The 17,168-nt window shown below is 60.4% G+C and carries 10 protein-coding genes; 8 read left to right on the top strand and 2 right to left on the bottom strand.

Going from position 1 to position 17,168, the window contains the following annotated elements:
- Positions 1-141 precede the first annotated feature (141 nt).
- Entirely contained in the window at positions 142-954 is an 813-nt protein-coding gene (locus AB8B33_RS29755) for an IclR family transcriptional regulator (protein ID WP_439018122.1), read from the top strand.
- Between the two features lie 60 nt (positions 955-1,014).
- On the opposite strand, the gene AB8B33_RS29750 is transcribed toward AB8B33_RS29755, so the two are convergent.
- A complete protein-coding gene (locus AB8B33_RS29750; RefSeq protein ID WP_439018121.1) occupies positions 1,015-3,204 on the bottom strand; it encodes an alpha-amylase family protein in 2,190 nt (729 codons plus the stop codon).
- 531 nt (positions 3,205-3,735) lie between these two features.
- Between AB8B33_RS29750 and AB8B33_RS29745 the strand changes: the two genes are divergently transcribed.
- The 7 genes from AB8B33_RS29745 (at position 3,736) to AB8B33_RS29715 (ending at position 13,359) form a co-directional block, all read left to right on the top strand.
- The gene (locus AB8B33_RS29745; RefSeq protein ID WP_439018120.1) at positions 3,736-4,830 is read left to right on the top strand and encodes a LacI family DNA-binding transcriptional regulator; all 1,095 of its coding nucleotides are present in this window, start codon (positions 3,736-3,738) and stop codon (positions 4,828-4,830) included.
- 220 nt (positions 4,831-5,050) lie between these two features.
- Entirely contained in the window at positions 5,051-6,670 is a 1,620-nt protein-coding gene (locus AB8B33_RS29740) for an ABC transporter substrate-binding protein (RefSeq protein ID WP_439018119.1), read from the top strand.
- Between the two features lie 206 nt (positions 6,671-6,876).
- Positions 6,877-9,438 (top strand): hypothetical protein, encoded by a 2,562-nt coding sequence (locus AB8B33_RS29735; RefSeq protein WP_439018118.1) that lies wholly within the window; start codon positions 6,877-6,879, stop codon positions 9,436-9,438.
- Between the two features lie 93 nt (positions 9,439-9,531).
- Positions 9,532-10,467, top strand: coding sequence for an ABC transporter permease (locus AB8B33_RS29730; RefSeq protein ID WP_113320409.1), 936 nt, complete (start codon positions 9,532-9,534; stop codon positions 10,465-10,467).
- On the top strand, positions 10,467-11,348 hold the full coding sequence (locus AB8B33_RS29725) for an ABC transporter permease (RefSeq protein WP_113320408.1): 882 nt from the start codon (positions 10,467-10,469) through the stop codon (positions 11,346-11,348). The genes AB8B33_RS29730 and AB8B33_RS29725 overlap by 1 nt, the downstream gene beginning before the upstream one ends.
- On the top strand, positions 11,345-12,352 hold the full coding sequence (locus AB8B33_RS29720) for an ABC transporter ATP-binding protein (RefSeq protein ID WP_439018117.1): 1,008 nt from the start codon (positions 11,345-11,347) through the stop codon (positions 12,350-12,352). The genes AB8B33_RS29725 and AB8B33_RS29720 overlap by 4 nt, the downstream gene beginning before the upstream one ends.
- Positions 12,349-13,359: an ABC transporter ATP-binding protein gene (locus AB8B33_RS29715; RefSeq protein WP_439018116.1), complete on the top strand. Its 1,011-nt coding sequence runs from the start codon at positions 12,349-12,351 to the stop codon at positions 13,357-13,359. Before AB8B33_RS29720 ends, AB8B33_RS29715 begins: the two co-directional genes overlap by 4 nt.
- On the opposite strand, the gene AB8B33_RS29710 is transcribed toward AB8B33_RS29715, so the two are convergent.
- Positions 13,356-16,637 carry a GH36-type glycosyl hydrolase domain-containing protein gene (locus AB8B33_RS29710; RefSeq protein WP_439018115.1) on the bottom strand — a complete coding sequence of 1,094 codons (3,282 nt, stop codon included), beginning with the start codon at positions 16,635-16,637 and terminating at the stop codon, positions 13,356-13,358. The genes AB8B33_RS29715 and AB8B33_RS29710 overlap by 4 nt on opposite strands.
- Positions 16,638-17,168: the final 531 nt, after the last annotated feature.

Here is a 17,168-nt window from a genome sequence, read left to right as displayed (position 1 = left end):
GCGGCGTGGCGCACGATCTCGTGAACAATCATTTTTCGGTCGATGCATTCATCTTTCCAGCGTTGACGCTTACGCATGGTAGCGTTACCATAAGCGTCGACGGCGCCAGGAGATGCTGAATAATTGCAATGGAGGAGACGCATGGGAGAGCGTGTGGAGGAGAAAAGTCTTCACGGGCGCGTTCAATCGATCGACCGCGCCATGATGCTGCTCGAAGCGATGGGAATGGACGAGGACGGCAACCGTCTGGTCGATCTCGCCACCCGTACGGGTCTGGCGCCTTCGACGGTCCATCGCATTCTGACGACGCTGGAGCGGTGGCAATTCATCCAGTACAATCCGAATGATCGCATGTGGCATATCGGCCGGCAGGCCTTTGCCATCGGTTCCGTGTTCACCCGTCAGAGCAACCTTGTTGCGAGCGCGCTCCCCTATCTCAGGCGCTTGCGCGATCAGACGCGAGAGACTGCCAATCTCGGCTTCGTTCAGGATGGCGAGGTGGTCTGCGTCGATCGAGTTGAGAGCCGCGATATCACCCGCAGCGTCGCCCGGGTCGGCAGTAGAGTGCCGATGACGGCCTCAGCCATGGGCAAGGCGATCCTGGCGACCTATTCGCAGGATGATCTGGAGACGATCCTATTGCGCGAGGGAAGCCGGCGCTTTACGGCCAATACGCTCACCAGACAATCGGCGCTTCGCGCCGATCTCGAAAAAATCCGGACAGACGGTTATGCTATCGATGATGAGGAGCTGGTTTCCGGCCTGCGTTGCGTGGCCTCTGCTGTCTATGACCATCACGGCGAGGCGATCTGCGCCATATCACTGTCGAGCATCGCATCGCGGATAACGCCGCAGCGGATTCCGGTGCTCGGGCGCCTGCTCGCTGAGACTTCGGCGCAGTTGACGGCGGCTCTCAGCGGGGAGATGCCGCCTGTCAACGCCATTGCGAGCTGACGCGAAACACCCTGCTCGAATGGACCGCCGGCTCTTTCGAACCGGCGGTTTTTTATCCGATCAGGACCAGTCGACGATGATCACCTCGTGGTCGAGGATTGCGCCGGCATCGATGGCGATTTCGCTGCCCTCGTCGATGATCTTCACTGTCTTTCCCGCAACTCTGAGGCTCGCGTCGGAAGCAGACTTGCCGGCCGGCTTGCGCAGACGCAACGTCACCGGGCCGATCGGTACGAGTTCGTTCTGGCGGCCCGGCACGCGGGAGATCAGAACGCGGTTGTTGAGGTGAACAATCTGCCGTTTATCCTGCTGATAGAGCGCAGCGGTGACGAGGCCATGCGTGCCTTCCAGCCTGAGCAGCGAGTGATCGCCAAGCATCCAGCGCGCGGCATTGGTAATCAGGCGTGCGTGCTCGAACTGGTCGTCACGGGCATAACAACGGTCGAGATCGGCGACGAACCAGACGAATTTGCCCTTGCCGTTCTCGCGGACAGTGATGGCGGGCACATCCGAATAGGGTTGCCGCATCCAGGAGGTTTCCGGCGGATAAATCGGAAAATCCGGAATGAAGGTCGCCAGCACCTTGACGTCATCATCGACGCTAACGACCGGCAGGTAGCCGCCGAAGGGTAGGGTGTCGGTCTCCTCCAGACCGGCCAGCACCGGATGACGCCTTCCGTCAGCTTTCGGCGCCGTCTTGTCGGAGGGGCCGTGCACACCGGCGCGCAGCTCCGGCAAGAGGCGCAAATAGGTGTGGCGCGCGCTGGTTTCGATGTCGGGATTAGCGGCCTCGAAGTCGCCATGCGCTCCGTTCCTGCGATGGACACCGAAGAGCTTGCCAAGAGCGAAGTCCATCCGGCGGTCGCCATGCTCGCTGTGGAGGCTCGCTTCTGACGAAGCGATAACGGAACCGCCGTGAGCCACGAAGGCCTCGATGGCGGCAACCTGCTCGTCCGACATGGCGGCGAGGTTCGGAAGGATAAGCACACCGAAGCGTCCCGCCGCCTTGCCGATATCGTCTGCATTGACGGGTAGATAGGTGATGCCGGCGCGGTCGAGCGCCCGCACCGTGCCCCGATAGGGGTTCATCGTGCGGTCGTTTGCCTTGTCGCGGCCGTGATAGTCGTGGTTGTTCTGCGACCAGACGACGCCGACATCGGCCTGCGGCTGCCGGTTGATCAGAATATCCTGGTTCGCCTCATGCCATTTGAAGATCGGCTCAGCCGTCTTGTACTGACGGCGGTCCTCATGCAGTGAGCCGATATGGTGCCACCAGGGCTGGATGCCGCCGGCAAAGCCGGAGGAGGACCAGAGGCGCACTTCGGCGGGCGGCATGCTGGCGAGGCGGAAAGCCGGCGAGCCAAGCTGGTATTGCGGCGTGCTCTCAGGAATGAGCTTGTCCCAGCCGCCCACCTCATGCAGCCGTTTGCCGGTTTCGGTATTGTCCTCGAAACCGTCGATCAGGTTGCGGCGCTGGTGGTCGAGCATGACGATCGGGCTGCGGGCAAGGATTTCCTTGAGATCGATGAAGCGGTTGCCGTTGTTCAGGATGTCGCCGCTGATCATGCCCATCCAGCAGCAGTCCTTGCCGCCGACCCCGGTCGTGACCTTGTTGTTGAATTCCCAGAGATCGGTGCGGCGCTTATAGTTCCACTGGATCCAGCGGCGATAGTTCTCGTCGGCCCAGTTATGGCGGCGGGGCAGGTCTACGCCCGACCATGCGAAGAACTGCTCGGTGCAGTGCCGGCAATAGCAGATGTTCTTGCGCGGCATGCCGGCCCAGCTGTTGTCGGCAAAACCGTCTGGCATGGTACGCTCGATGATCTCGCGCATGATGTCAGGCAGGTATTCGCTGTAATAGGGCGAGTTGATGCAGGTCACATACTTGTCCGCCTGCCGGTAGGGCTTGCCGTCGATATCGAGGCAGATCCAGTCCGGATGAGCGCGGTAGGAATCCTCTGCGACACGGTTTGAATCCATACGCGCGACGACCTTCAATCCTTCTTCGCGCGCAGCCTTGACGATCTCGCCATAGAGGTCGCGGTCGCCGAGCGTTACGGCCTTGTGATGCAGTGGGAACTTCGTCGGATAATAGCTGACGATGCCACCGGCATTGATGATGACGCCTTGGACGCGGGTCTTCCGCCAGTGCTCCCGCCACCACGTGTCGTCGTAACGCGCTGGGTCGATCTCGACCAGATTGGTTTGTCCCCATCGCAACGCTGTGCGGTACCAAGGCTCCGATCCCATGACTATTTCCACCCTCGTTCAGTTGGTTTGCATCGCCAAACTAAATGAAAGCGTCGCTTAGTCGCCGACTTTTCCCGGAAATTCCACGATGCGGAAAATCTCAGCAAAGCGCTCGATGGTTGTCCGGAAATGTGTTCAGACAATTGCAACGAACATAGCGCCGGCAGTCCGCGCGAGAGCGCTCGCGAGCGACGGGTTCGCAAACCCAGCTCAATTTCCGGATGGACGAAATCTTTCGCCTCATGCTCGATCTGGAAAGGGCTTACCTTTTTGACAGTATAAGCGCAGTGCGTATAGGCTAGCTCCCATAAAGGCCAGCGTGTGTTGCCGTCTCCGCAAAGACGCCAGACATTTCATTCGACCGGGAAGCGCATCGTTCCGCTATCAGGATCGTGGCGGACTGATTGGTTTTGCGCCTGTGTTGACTGCGATGTTGCTTTTTGGAATTGACATATTCGCTTTGGGCAATGCCTGAAAAACCCTCCAAGGGAGGGGCAGCGCTGTTCCGAAATGCCGCGAGGGGAGAAAAGATTGCGAAGCCGACGGACCGATGGTCGTCCCACGATTGCCGATGTTGCGCGTCTCGCCGGGGTCGGGGCGATTACGGTGTCGCGGGCGCTGCGTGATCCGAGCCAGGTTTCTGCTGCCCTGCGCGCCAATATCGACAAGGCGGTGAGGGAACTGAACTATGTTCCCAATCTCAGCGCTCGGGCGCTCGCCTCCGTCAGGGCCGATGTCATCGGTGTCCTGGTTCCTTCGCTGACCCAGAATATTTTCTCCGACGTTCTGCGCGGCGTCTATGACGGTGTCGAAGGCACTGAGCTGCAGATCCAGATGGGCAATACCCGCTACCAGCCGGAAGAGGAGGAGCGACTGATCGCACAGATGCTGCGCCAGAAGCCGGCGGGCATGATCGTCTCGGGCACCGAACAGAGCGATCGCGCGCGCGAAATGCTGGAAGATGCTCGTTGCCCAGTCATCCAGATCATGGACCTGACGGACAAACCGATCGATACGATCATCGGCTTTTCGCATTATGAGGCCGGCCGGGCGATAACCCGTCACCTGATCGAGGCCGGCTACCGGCATATCGGTTTTCTGAGCGGCTGGCTGAATGGCCGTTCCTTCGGCCGTTATTCCGGTCTGAAGGACACGCTGACGGAAGCCGGCATCTATAATCCGAGCTATATTTCGCCGATCGACAGGAGCGACAATATTCCCGAAGGTGTGGGCTGGGAAACGCCGCGCTTTGCAACGCCCTCGACGGGCCGCAAGCTGATGGCCGATCTTCTGGACGCCAATCCGGATATGGACGCTGTCTTCTGTAACAATGACGTCATGGCGCTTGGTGCGCTGTTCGAATGCATGGAGCGCGGCATCCGCGTGCCCGAGGATTTCGGCATCGCCGGCTTCAACGATTTCGACATTATGGAAGCGGCCTATCCTTCGATCACTAGTGTGCGCAGCCCCCGATGGGAATCCGGTTACAATGCCGTTATGGCGCTCCGTCGCCGCTTGAGCGGAGACGACAGCGGAGACCGGATTGTCGACTTGGGCTTCAAAATCAAGAAACGTGTCAGCACCGACCGCAGCGGGGAACTGCGGCGCCGGCTGGCGGGCGACTGACGCCAAGACCGCCGATCTTTCGCTTGCGGCATATGTCGCAATTTGAATAAGAGCTTTTCCAAAACGCCCATAAATCCGCCGTCGAACAAACTTGACGCCTGTATCTGGTAGCGCTACCGTCCCCTTGCGTTGCTCGTCGACCCAGAAGACGCTTCATAACAAAATACCGGGAATTAAGCGTCAACCGGGATGCAGCGCCTCGATAAGGGAGGATCTGAGCATGGCGATTACTCGACGTAAATTCATGGAAAATTCTGCGGCTGCCGTTGTCGGCGCCGGTATTGTGGCAAGCTTCGGGCCGGCCGCGTTTGCGCAAGCCACCGATACATTGAAAATTGCTTTTGCTGCCCGCGGCCTCAGGACCATCGACCCTGCGAAGTCGATCCAGGGTGTCGACAATTGGGCGATTATCCACGTCTATGACAAGCTCGTCGACCTGCCGCTCTGGAAGTTCCCGGCAACGATAGACGAGCTCGTACCGCGCCTTGCAACGAGCTGGAGCTCAACGCCGGATTCGAAGTCCTGGACGCTGAAGCTCCGTCAGGGTGTCAAGTTCCACAAGGGCTATGGCGAGATGACGTCCGCGGACGTCAAGTTCACCTTCGACCGCATTCGCGATGCCGTCCGCGTCGGTGGCGTGCGTCCGAAATTCACCAATATCAGCGAGGTCGTGGCCGACGATCCCTACACGGTCACCTTCAAGCTGGCGCAGCCGGATCCGCTCTTCCTGCTCGGCGTTCTCAGCGACTACGACGCCTCCGTCATGAGCAAGAAGGCAGTCGAGGAGAAGGGCGAGGAGCCGATCGGCCGCGATCCGATCGGAACCGGCCCCTATGTGCTGGAAACTGTCTATCCGGATCCGTCGCAGGGCGTCATGCTGGTTGCCAATACAGAACACTGGGACGTCCAGCCGGCGACACCCAAGCTGCAATGCCTCTATATCGCCGATACGACGGCGCGTACGCTGGCGCTGCTGTCAGGCGACGTGCATCTGATTGAGGGCGTTCGTGCCCCCGGCTGGGCGGCTTCCATGTCGCAACGCGATCCGAACCTGATCTTCGACGTCGTCAGCCCCGGCAGCTTCTTCACCATGCAGGTCAACGTGACGAAGAAGCCGTTCGACGATGTGCGTGTGCGTCAGGCGCTCTTCTATGCGATCGACCGCGACGAGATCACCACAGCGATCGCGCCGATCAGCAAACGCACTTACGGGCTCAATCCACCCTCCTATCCCGGTGGCTTCACGGCGGAAAACATCCCGGCCGATGTTGCCTACAAGTATGATCCTGAAAAAGCCAAGTCGCTGCTTGCCGAAGCCGGGTTCCCTGATGGCTTCAGCTTCAAGAACGATACGTCGCAGCGCGAGGATTTTTCGGCCATCATGCTGATGATCCAGGCGCAGCTGCGCAAGGTTGGCATCAATATGGACCTGAACATCAAGGATCATACAGCCTTCCATGCCGACCAGAACATTGGCACCAACACGCTGTCGCAGCAGTCGTCTGCGCTGCCGCCGGTGCCGACGCAGGTGATCGTCACCTATCTGTCGAAGGGCGCTGAAGTTCGCTCGGATGGCAATGGCGGGGCGAATATGAGCCATTATGGCGCTGCCGTTCCAGGCATCGACGACCTCCTGGGCAAGGCGCTTGCCGAGCCGGATCTCAACAAGCGCTTGGAGATCGTCAAGGAAATCGAGATCAAGGCCCTCAAGGATGCGGTCATTCTGCCCGTTTCCAATAACGGTTTCATGATCGTCCGTTCTGAAAAGGTCGATCTCGGCTACGATGTGGTTTCCGGCTATGTGAATTGGCCGCTGACCAAGGCCAAGATCAAGGCCTAACTTCCCTTAGAACGGCGGACAAAAACCGAATCGCGTCCGCCGCTCCAGGTCTTTGTTAAAGCATCGGATTGTTCGAAAACCGCTTCATATTTTCGGTCTGATGCTCCAGTCGCGAACACGTTCCGACATCATGATCGTTCCCAGCGTTGAGCGGGGAGCGTTGCGCCTTGCGCGCTGATATTGGTCTTATTCCTGCGAGGTCAGACATGGCGCAAGCCGACACCGTATCCTTCAGCCTGCCATCCACACCGCTTTCGGACAGTGTCGCATGGGCAATCGACGAATTGCGCAGCCGCCTGAAGCGGCGGGGTGCGAAGTCCTCCGATAAGGCGTCGGGGCAGGGTATCTCGATCGTGGTGGCCGAGGTTGGATCGCCACAGGCGCCGGCGGCGATGGCGCGGAGCGAGGAGGCGTTTGCTCTCATCCGCGACGGCAACACGATTACCGTGTGGGCGCATGACGAAAGGGGTATGGTCTATGCTTTGACCGAGCTCGCCGATCGCGTGCGCTATAGCGATGGCGAAGACCTGTTTGCAGGCAGGTTTCCTCTTGCCGAAAAACCGTCAGCTCGCATCCGCAGCATGGCGCGGCTTTTCTGCAGCGAGGAAGAAGACAAGGTCTGGTTCCACCACAAGCAGCAATGGCGCGATTATCTGACCATGCTGGCATCGAACCGGTTCAACCGTTTCGCGCTGACGCTTGGCATGGGCTACAACTATCCCTACCACAATCCGTGGATCACCGACGTCTATTTCTATTTCCCTTATCCGTTCCTGCTGAAGCTGCCGGGTTATGACGTTGACGTCACCGAGCTCTCCGACGAGGAGCGCGAAACCAATCTGGACATGCTGAAATTCATTGGTCGTGAGGCCGCCAAGCGCGGGCTGGAATTCCAGCTGGCGCTCTGGACGCAGCGATACGATTTCGACGACGTGCCACGTGCCAACTACACGGTCACGGGTGTCACTGATGATAATCTCGCACCTTACTGTCGCGATGCGATCACCGAATTGCTGCGGCAAGTCCCCGAGATAACCGGCCTGACATTCCGCGTCCATGTCGAGGGCGGCATTGCGGAAGGCGAGTACGGGTTCTGGAAAGAGGCTTTCGCGGGTGTTGCTGCCGCCGGCCGTCCTGTCGAGATCGACATGCATGGCAAGGGTCTCGATCACACCATGTTGCAGATCGCCCGCGAGTCCGGAATGCCCTTTGCCGCCTCGCCGAAATATCTCGCCGAACATATGGGGCCGCCCTATCACCAGTCCGCTATTCGCAACAAGGAGTACCCGCCAGAGGTGGCGCGCAGCGAGCGCGAGCAGCTCAGCGAAGGTTCCCGCAAGTTCTTGCGCTACAGCTACGGTGACCTCCTGACCAAGGACAAGGACTACAAGGTCATCTACCGCATCTGGGCGGGGACGCAGCGGGTGCTGCTCTGGGGCGATCCGGAATTTGCCGCCGGTTATGGCCGCAGCTCCATGTTTGCCGGCTCCGACGGCGTTGAATGGTGCGAGCCGCAGAGCTTCAAGGGCCGTATGGGTACCGGCATTCCCGGTGGTCGCTTCAACTACCAGAAGCACGGCCTGCCGACGCGCTACGACTGGCAGAAATATGAGTATCAATACCGCGTCTGGGGGCGACTGCTCTTTTATCCGGAAGCACCGCGCGAAAGCTGGATGCGCTATCTCGAACATGAATGCGGCGATGCCGCCGCCGACTGCGAGAAGGGGCTCTCCTGGGCAAGCCGCGTGCTGCCGCTGATCACCCTGGCACACGGCCCTTCAGCGTCCAACAATCACTACTGGCCGGAAGTCTACACCAACCTTGCACTCGTCGAAGGCTCGGGCCGTCGCGCCTATGGCTTCGACATGGAAGGGCCGGTCCGTTTCGGAAATGCACCAACCTTCGATTCATCGCTCTTTGCCAATGCGCGCGAATATGCTGAACTGCTTCTCGCTGGCAAGCCCTCGCATCGCTACACACCACTTGATGTGGCCGACTGGCTGGAGGAGATGGCGGAAGGCTGTGAGGCGGCTCTGACAAGGGCGAAGGCGACCGGAAGCTTCGGCTCCGCCGCCGTCCAGCGCATCATGATCGACATACAGATCTCGGCCGGCATTGCCCGCTTCTTCGCGGAGCGCTTCCGGGCTGCATGCTGGGCGGAGCTTTTCATCGCCACCAAGGTCACGACGCTGATCGAGCCCGTTATTGATCACGCGAAGCGCTCCGTCATGGCTTGGCAGGCGGCGGCCGATGTCTCCCGCGATATCTATCACGACGACTTGACCTACGGCCCGCAATCCTGGCTGCGCGGCTCGTGGCAATCGCGCCTGCCCGAGATGGCGGCCGAAGTTCTCGATCTGGAGTCGCTGCGCGGCGCCGGCAAGTTTGAAGCGGTGCAGCCGGACGAGCAGGTACTTGCAGCCGTCAAGGCGCTCAAGGCCCGCCAGCCGGTGATCTCCAGCACTGCGGGTATCGCAGCACCTGCAACATTCAAAGCTGGCGAGGCGCTTACGGTGCATGTCGATGAGACGGTGGACGAGGAACCGGTGCTGCACTATCGTCATGTCAATCAGGCCGAGCGCTGGAATTCGGCGAAGATGACACGGAATGGCGATGGCTTCGCCGCGACCATTCCCGGCGACTACACCGACTCCAAGTTTCACCTGCAGTTTTTCGTCAGCTCGAGGAGGGGCGGGCGACACGTGCTGTCACCAGGTCTTGAGGACAACCTGTCCAACGAGCCTTACTACACGGCGCTGCAGGACTGAACCGTGCATACGTACATGGGCGTCCGCCGACGGGAACGCCGGCCGCGCCGAAGGAGGAGACCGCTCTGGCGGTGACAGGGAGGAGACGGATCTGTGACCCGGTATCTCTTGCTCAGGTTGGCGGACGCTATTCCGACCATCCTGCTGGTTTTGACACTTGTCTTCATTGCCATGCGCATTCTGCCGGGCGATCCGGCAATTGCGGCGCTGGGCGACAATGCCACGGCCGAACAGCTCCAGCTCTTTCGCGAGCGGATGGGGCTGAACGCTCCTCTATGGCAGCAATATATCAACTTCGTCATCGGCACGCTCAGCCTTGATTTCGGCCGTTCCGCCATGACCGACCAGCCGGTCCTCGGACTGATCGTCTATAATCTTCCCTACACGATCGAGCTGACGATCGTTGCGATGATCATGGGCGTTGTCGTCGGTGTACCCTTTGGTGTCTGGGCAGCCACGCATCGCAACGGCCTGCCGGATTCGGCCATGCGCGGCTTTTCGCTGTTCGGCTATGCCATTCCAGATTTTTACCTCGGCGCGCTGCTGCTCATTACCTTCGCGCTCAATCTCGGCTGGTTCCCGATCAATGGTGGCGGCACCGGTTTCATTGACCGCATGCACCATGTCTTCCTACCCGCGCTTACATTGGCACTGGTCAAGGCGGCCTTCATCGGACGCCTCACCCGCACCTCGCTGCTGGAGGTGATGGGCCGCGATTATGTGCGCACCGCTCGCGCCAAGGGCGCGCGCGAAACGCGCGTCATTTATCGCCACGGGTTGCGCAATGCACTTCTGCCGCTGACGACCGGGCTCGGCCTCAGCATGCTGGCGACGCTGTCAGGTTCCGTGGCGATCGAACTCGTCTTCAACCGCCCAGGCATCGGCAAGTTGCTGATCAGCGCCATCTCTGAGCGTGACTATGGTGTCATTCAAGGGGGCGTCGTGGTCTTTGCGATGTTCGTGGTGCTGATCAATCTGGCGATGGATCTCGTCTACATCGTCGTCGATCCAAGAATCCGGGTGAAGTGATGGCCGCAACCGAACAGGCACCCCAGGTCATTGCTGACGATCACCGGCTGGCGGATGCGTTCCGCCACATCCTCTATGGGCGAATATCCACCAGTTTTGCGCTGCTGGTGGTCGCGATCTTCATCTTCGTCGCCGCCTTTGCGCCATGGCTTGCACCCTATGATCCGCTCGCCCAGAGCATTCTGACGATCAACCAGAACCCGTCAGCCGGCCATTGGCTCGGCACCGATCAGTTTGGCCGCGATGTGCTGTCGCGGATGATCTATGGCTCGCGCAACTCGCTGATTTTCGGCTTCATATCGCCGGTTCTGGCTGCGATTTTCGGCACCCTGCTCGGCGTCACCGCCGGCTATTTCGGCGGCATCACCGACCGCCTCATCTCGCGCGTCATCGACCTGTTGCTCGCCTTTCCGGAATTGTTGCTGGCGATCATCATCGCCGCCGTGCTCGGTGGCGGCTTCTGGAATATTATCGCCGTCATAACGGTCGCCTTCATCCCCGGCTTTGCCCGTGTGGCCCGCGCCTCGACGCTGGCGGTCAAGCAGGAGCCCTATGTTGAAGCGGCGGTCGCGGTCGGTGTGCGCACGCCGACGATTATTTTACGCCACATCATTCCGAACATTGCAGCCCCCATCGTCGTGTTGATGACGCTTTGGGTCGCCTCCGCCATCCGCCTGGAGGCTTCGCTCAGCTTCCTCGGCATCGGTACGCAACCGCCCAATCCAAGCTGGGGCAATATCATCCGTGACGGTCTTAACAACCTCTTCGGTTCACCCTGGCCGATCATCGGCGCCGGTATTGCGATTACGTTCGTGGTTCTCTCCTTCAACCTGATCGGCGACGCCGTGCGCGACGTGCTGGATCCGGAGACGAGCCAATGAAGCAGCCCTTGCTGAGTGTCGAGCATCTGCGGGTGGAATTCGGAACACCGGCAAACCCGATCGTTGTCGTCGATGATGTCAGCTTCGAAATCGAAGCTGGCGGAGCGGTCGGTATCGTCGGCGAATCCGGTTCCGGCAAGTCCGTCACCTCGCTTGCAATCATGCGGCTGGTGCCGGAACTCTGTAGGATTTCCGGCGGCAAGATCAGTTTCGAGGGCAATGATTTGCTGAAACTGCCGGCAAGCGCCATGCCCGAGATCCGCGGCCGCGACATCGCAATGATCTTTCAGGAGCCGATGAGCTCGCTGAACCCGGTCATGACGATCGGCGACCAGATCGGCGAGGCGATCAAGCTGCATGAGAAGATGAACCGCGGAGAGCGCCGTGCCCGCATCATCGAACTCCTGAAGCTTGTCGGCATCCCCAATCCGGAAGGGCGTCTCGATGCCTATCCGCATCAGTTTTCGGGCGGCATGCGCCAGCGGGTGATGATCGCGATGGCAGTTGCCTGCAATCCGAAGCTTTTGATCGCCGATGAGCCGACGACGGCACTTGATGTGACCATCCAGGCGCAGGTGCTCGACCTGATGGCGAAGGTGCGCAAGACGCTGAACACGGCCGTGCTGCTGATCTCGCACGATCTCGGCGTCATCGCCGAGGTCTGCGATCGTGTCATCGTCATGTATGCCGGCCACGTGGTCGAGGATGCGGATGTCCGCTCGATCTTCAGTAACCCGAGCCATCCCTATACGCGCGGCCTGCTGCAATCGATCCCAAGGCTCGATGATGAGCGCTCGCGCCTATATCAGATCCCGGGTTCCGTACCGCTCGCCGGCACGGTCAAGCAGGGCTGTCCCTTCTACACCCGCTGTCCTTTGCATATCGACAAGTGCCGCAGCGAAATGCCGCCGATGTTTGCCTTCGGTCCGAAGCACAAGGCGGCCTGCTGGGTTACAGCCGAAAACAAGGTATCCCTCCCATCGATCGAGGAGCATATGCGATGAACGCAATCCTGCGGGCCGAAGGGTTGAGCAAGGTGTTTTCCGATGGCGGCATGCTGTCCTTCAAGCAGGAGAGTAGCGGCGTGCGCGCCGTCGATGATCTGAGCTTCGAGATCCTGCGTGGCGAAACGCTGGCGCTTGTGGGAGAATCCGGCTGCGGCAAGTCCACACTCGGACGCCTGCTGTTGCGGCTGATCGAGCCGACTGATGGCCGTGTTTTCTTCGAGGGCACCGAGCTGACGGCGTTGTCGCACGAGAAGATGCGCAGCATGCGGCGCAATGTGCAGATGATCTTTCAGGATCCCTATGGATCGCTGAGCCCGCGGCGCTCCATCGCCGAAATCATCGGCGAGCCGTTGGACGCCTTCGGCCTCATCCGCTCGAAGCGCGAACGGCGCGAGAGGGTCGCCGATCTCCTGACGCAGGTCGGCCTGCCGACGAGCGCCATGGACCGTTATCCCCGGCAGTTTTCCGGGGGCCAGCGGCAGCGCATCGGTATTGCCCGGGCGATCTCCCTCAATCCCGGCTTTATCGTCGCCGATGAGCCGGTCTCCGCACTCGACGTTTCCGTGCAGGCGCAGATCATCAACCTGATGCAGGACCTTCAGGAGAAGAAGGGCTTTTCCTTCCTCTTCATCGCCCATGACCTCGCCGTCGTCCGCCATATCGCTGACCGTGTGGCAGTGATGTATCTCGGCAGAATCGTGGAGATAGGTGACAAGCGGATGGTCTATTCGGCCCCGCAGCATCCCTATACGCAGGCGCTGTTGTCAGCGGCACCTGAGCCCGATCCGGACCGGAAAAGCCGCCGCATCGTGCTTGAAGGCGACGTGCCGAGCCCGTCGCGCATCCCTCACGGCTGTAGCTTTCACACTCGCTGTCCGATCGCGCAGGACATCTGTAAAGTCGAACGGCCCGCTTTGACAGAGGTAGCGAGCGGCCAGATGGCCGCCTGCCATTTCGCCGCTCCCAATCCGATCCCGCCTCGGGTACGCGAAGTTGCCGCTTAACCCTTTCGCTTTGGGCCCTTTAGCCGGCGCCAGGGTGCATGATCCGTCTTGATCGTGATCGAGGCGGAAGACGGCAGCAGCGGTTCGCGCTTGCGTCGTCCGAAGCGGCGTTTGAAGCCAAGGATGTTTTCGATGAAGCTGCGGGCATAGAGGCCGGGCCCGCTGGAATAGATGCGCCAGCCGCCGTCGACGTCGATCTCGCCCTCCTTGACCTGGTCCCAGTCGCTCGTCGCCTGATAGCGGTCAGGGAAGGCGGCATCGCTGCTGCTGAAATAGGTGTTGCGCTGGCGCAGTGAGGCGTGTGGCAAGGCGTCGGTCACGGCGATCGGATTGACGAGACCGATCGTCCTCCAGAGCGCCTTTGCATCCTCAGCAATTGCCAGGGTCTCGCAGTAGCGCAGATGCGCATGCACATACATGAGGCCAATCTCGCGGCCGAAGAAGGATGAGGATTCCGCACGCCGGAACAACGTCTCCGGACCGCCGGCATAGGTCGCAGGCTTCTCCATCAGGCGCACGCCGTCGGGGAAGAGCAGGTGCTTCTCGATCAGTTTCATGTGCTGTTGCCGCTGTTCTGGCGTGAAAAGTTTGCCGAGCATCGCCTGCGTCATCGAGATCAGCGAATAGTGCAGCCCGGTACGCTGGTCGTCGGGATGCAGCAGCAGCTCGACGCCGTCATGGGTGGGATCGAAGATGCCGTAACCGGCGACCACGCCATCGCGGATCAGGTGTTTGTTGAAGTCGCGCCGCATGGCGGTGGCGATCTTGCGCAGTTCCGTGGCGTCAGCAGCCTGGCCGATGCGACGCAGGATAGCGGAATAACGCACGATCTGTTCATAGAGCAGGGAAACGGTCCAGCTGCTCACCATCCAGTCGCGCAGATGCGGATCGGCCGGCTGCAGGGAATCGTTCCAGTCGCCTTCGCCGTAGCGGATTAGATGCGTGCCGGGAATGAAGCGCTCGCGCACGGTAGCGAGAAGCTTGTCGACATGGACGGTGATCGTATCGGCCGGTGCCCTGCCCATGGTCTTGTCGTCGCGCCAGACCACCTTTTCATCGAGGACGGCGAGATCGCCAGTTGCCTCGATATAGTCGCAGAGCGCCTTCAGCGGCCAGACGACGATATCACCGTGGCTGTCGCCGGAGCGGATGTTGGCATAGGGTTCCAGCATGAACCATTGCGGCCAATCGCCCTTTTCCAGATACTGCTCGCTGAAGACAGTCTTGACCACTTCCTTGGCTTCCCGGTCATGCTCGTAGGCGAGCAGGAATTCCACCGGCCCCTGGCAGGCATCGCGCGTGCCCCAGGCAGCGCCCGTATATTGCTCCAGCCCGTGCGGGACGCTGAGATGCACGATTGCATCATGTGCGAGCCAGGGCAGGATCGCGGCATGCGCCACCGCATTGGCTTTGGGCTTGTCGAGTGTCAGGCCGCGAATGGCGTGCTGCCAGAAACGCGAAGCTGGATCGAGCATCGCCTCCTGCGTGATGCCACCTGCGTAGCGATCGGCCAGACGCTCGGCCTCTGCGATGTCCGTCATCGAGCCGACGACGGCGAAGGCGAGCGATTGTGTCTCGTGGGAGCGCAGGGCAATGTAGGCGCCGTTGCGGGCCACGCCGTCTTCATAAAGAAACTCGTCGCCGCCAACCGCCTCGACGGCGCCAGGCGTGGAGCTCACCAGCCAGTAGCTGGCATCGGGAAAACGCTCGCCCCAGAGCCAACGCGGGTCTGGGCGGAAGCGGATGCGTTTGGCTTCTGCGTCGAATTCGGCATAACCGCTTGTGTCATATTCCCGCTCGCCGAGAACGAGATGGCCGAAGACCAGGAAGCGGCAGGGCTTACCCTCGACAGAGACGGCACATTGCATGGCGGGATCTTCGCCTGACGCTGTCGCCGTGACGGTGATGGTGCGGTCGCCAAGGCGATAGATCCAGCGGCAATCGCTGAGGCCCATGTCGAAGGCTGAAGGCACGCCGAGAAGCTGCCAGCCCTGACCGATATCAGCCAGGATGCGCAGCCCGCTGGCCCGCGTCAGATTGTAGGGATCGCGAGAGACCGAAAACAGTTTGTGGAAGGACGTATTGCCGATCGTCAGCTGCGCGGCAAATATGCCCTGCATCCAGCAGGTCGATGCCAATGTGACATCGTCGAGCAGCATATTCTGGCCGCTGCGCACGATTGCTCCATGGCGGCGCGCGATCTGCAGTTCCTTCTCCCACAGAACCACGTGGCGATTGAGGGCGCCCTCGGGCACGAAGAAGGACAGCAGCTTCCCGTCTACGCGTTCTTCGAGCATACGATCGGGATAGAGGCGGGTAAGCGCCTTGTCGTCGAGCGTTTCGACCGTCAGCAGCCCGGCGTCCTGCAGGATGCTGCGCGGCGGCACCTGCTCTGCCGGACCAGCAGCCGTCTTTTCGACGGCTTTCAGATGATCGAGGCGGGACAGATCGCTATTGTCGGATGCCGCCTGATGATCGTTGAGGAACAGGCCAAAGAAACTCGCGGTCACGCCTTCGGCCGAAATGGAGAGCGGTTTCGACTGAAGGGCCGGGCAGGCCATTTCATGCTGCCGGCGTTGGCTCGGCAGGTTGCTGCCGAAGGGACCAACCAGAAGGTCATCCTTGCCGGCGGCCGATTTGACCAACTGGATCGCATCGGTAGCGTAGGCGGCAACACCTTCCAGGCAACCCTGCGCGAGCCACGGATTGCGTCCGCCGCCCTGCTTGAGGTTCTGCCGGTTCATCACGACGGCCCCGAAGACGGGATGCTCGGCGATATGATGGTCAACATATTGCGAGGCATAGGCTTCGCTGTTCATCAGAAAACCGCGATCGCCGAGGCCGATATCCTGAACCAGCACGAGATCGGCCGGCAGTTTTTCCGTACCGGAATGCTTCAGCGTGACATGCCAGAGCCATGTCGTTTCGGAGGGGGCAAGCACGAGGCTCACCTGATAGTGGATGTCTTCGACTTCGCCACTCCAGGAGAAGCCTGCCTCACTGTGGCCAAAGCGACCCTGCGCCCGAGGTCCGACGATCTCTGCAACGGCAGGCTTCTTGCCGCCGATCCGCAGATAGAGGCGCCCGACGCTGCCGGACAGCGGCGATCCCTGGATCTGGTTGATCTGCACCGATCCGAAGCTGTCGAGATAATCGATGGAGAAGAGCGTGCCGTTCGGCAGCGCCGATATGGAGAGGCCGGAACCATTGGCGATCGTCAGAAGGCCGAGGTCGTCGCGGCGGGGCATCTGCAATTTGCGATTCAGTCTCGAGGGCATGTGAGATCTCGTGTCGCGTAAAAGGGAATCGAAGAATGATGCAAAATGTTTGAGCGAAATACTACCTAATGTCACTGGTTAGATCGTGGTGCACAGATGACGAATGCACCTGAGCGAGGCGGTGAAGGGCCATCAGGGATGCTGCCGTCGACGCCCAGGAAAATCATCGCGCCTGTCAGCAGGTTGCCGTCCAGCAAATGCTGAGGACGACTCCACCGAGAGCCATCGTCGCGAAAACGGAGGAGTTTGGGGGGAATTAGCTACCAGCGACACCCGCAGTTCGAATCTCTATTCGCGTTCTGACGGTGACTGCGCTCAATCCGTGCACCGAACCAAGACTGTAAAGATACACGGGAACTGGCCTGGCGACCTTTACTGGCACCGAAGACGCAGCGCGGGGGCTTTCATCCGTCTCGCTTGAGGCAACGCTAAGCTCGAGCGAGGCCCATACCGCGAGGCAACAGGCGAAAGCGATAAAACACACGATGCCTGTCTCCAGAATGAAACATCTTGGCGTGCCTGCTCTTTTAT

The organism is Rhizobium sp. 768_B6_N1_8, from assembly GCF_051811225.1.
Classification (GTDB): Bacteria; Pseudomonadota; Alphaproteobacteria; order Rhizobiales; family Rhizobiaceae; genus Rhizobium.
The sequence above is the reverse complement of the archived record's forward strand: the minus strand, read 5'-3'. Positions and strand labels throughout refer to the sequence as shown.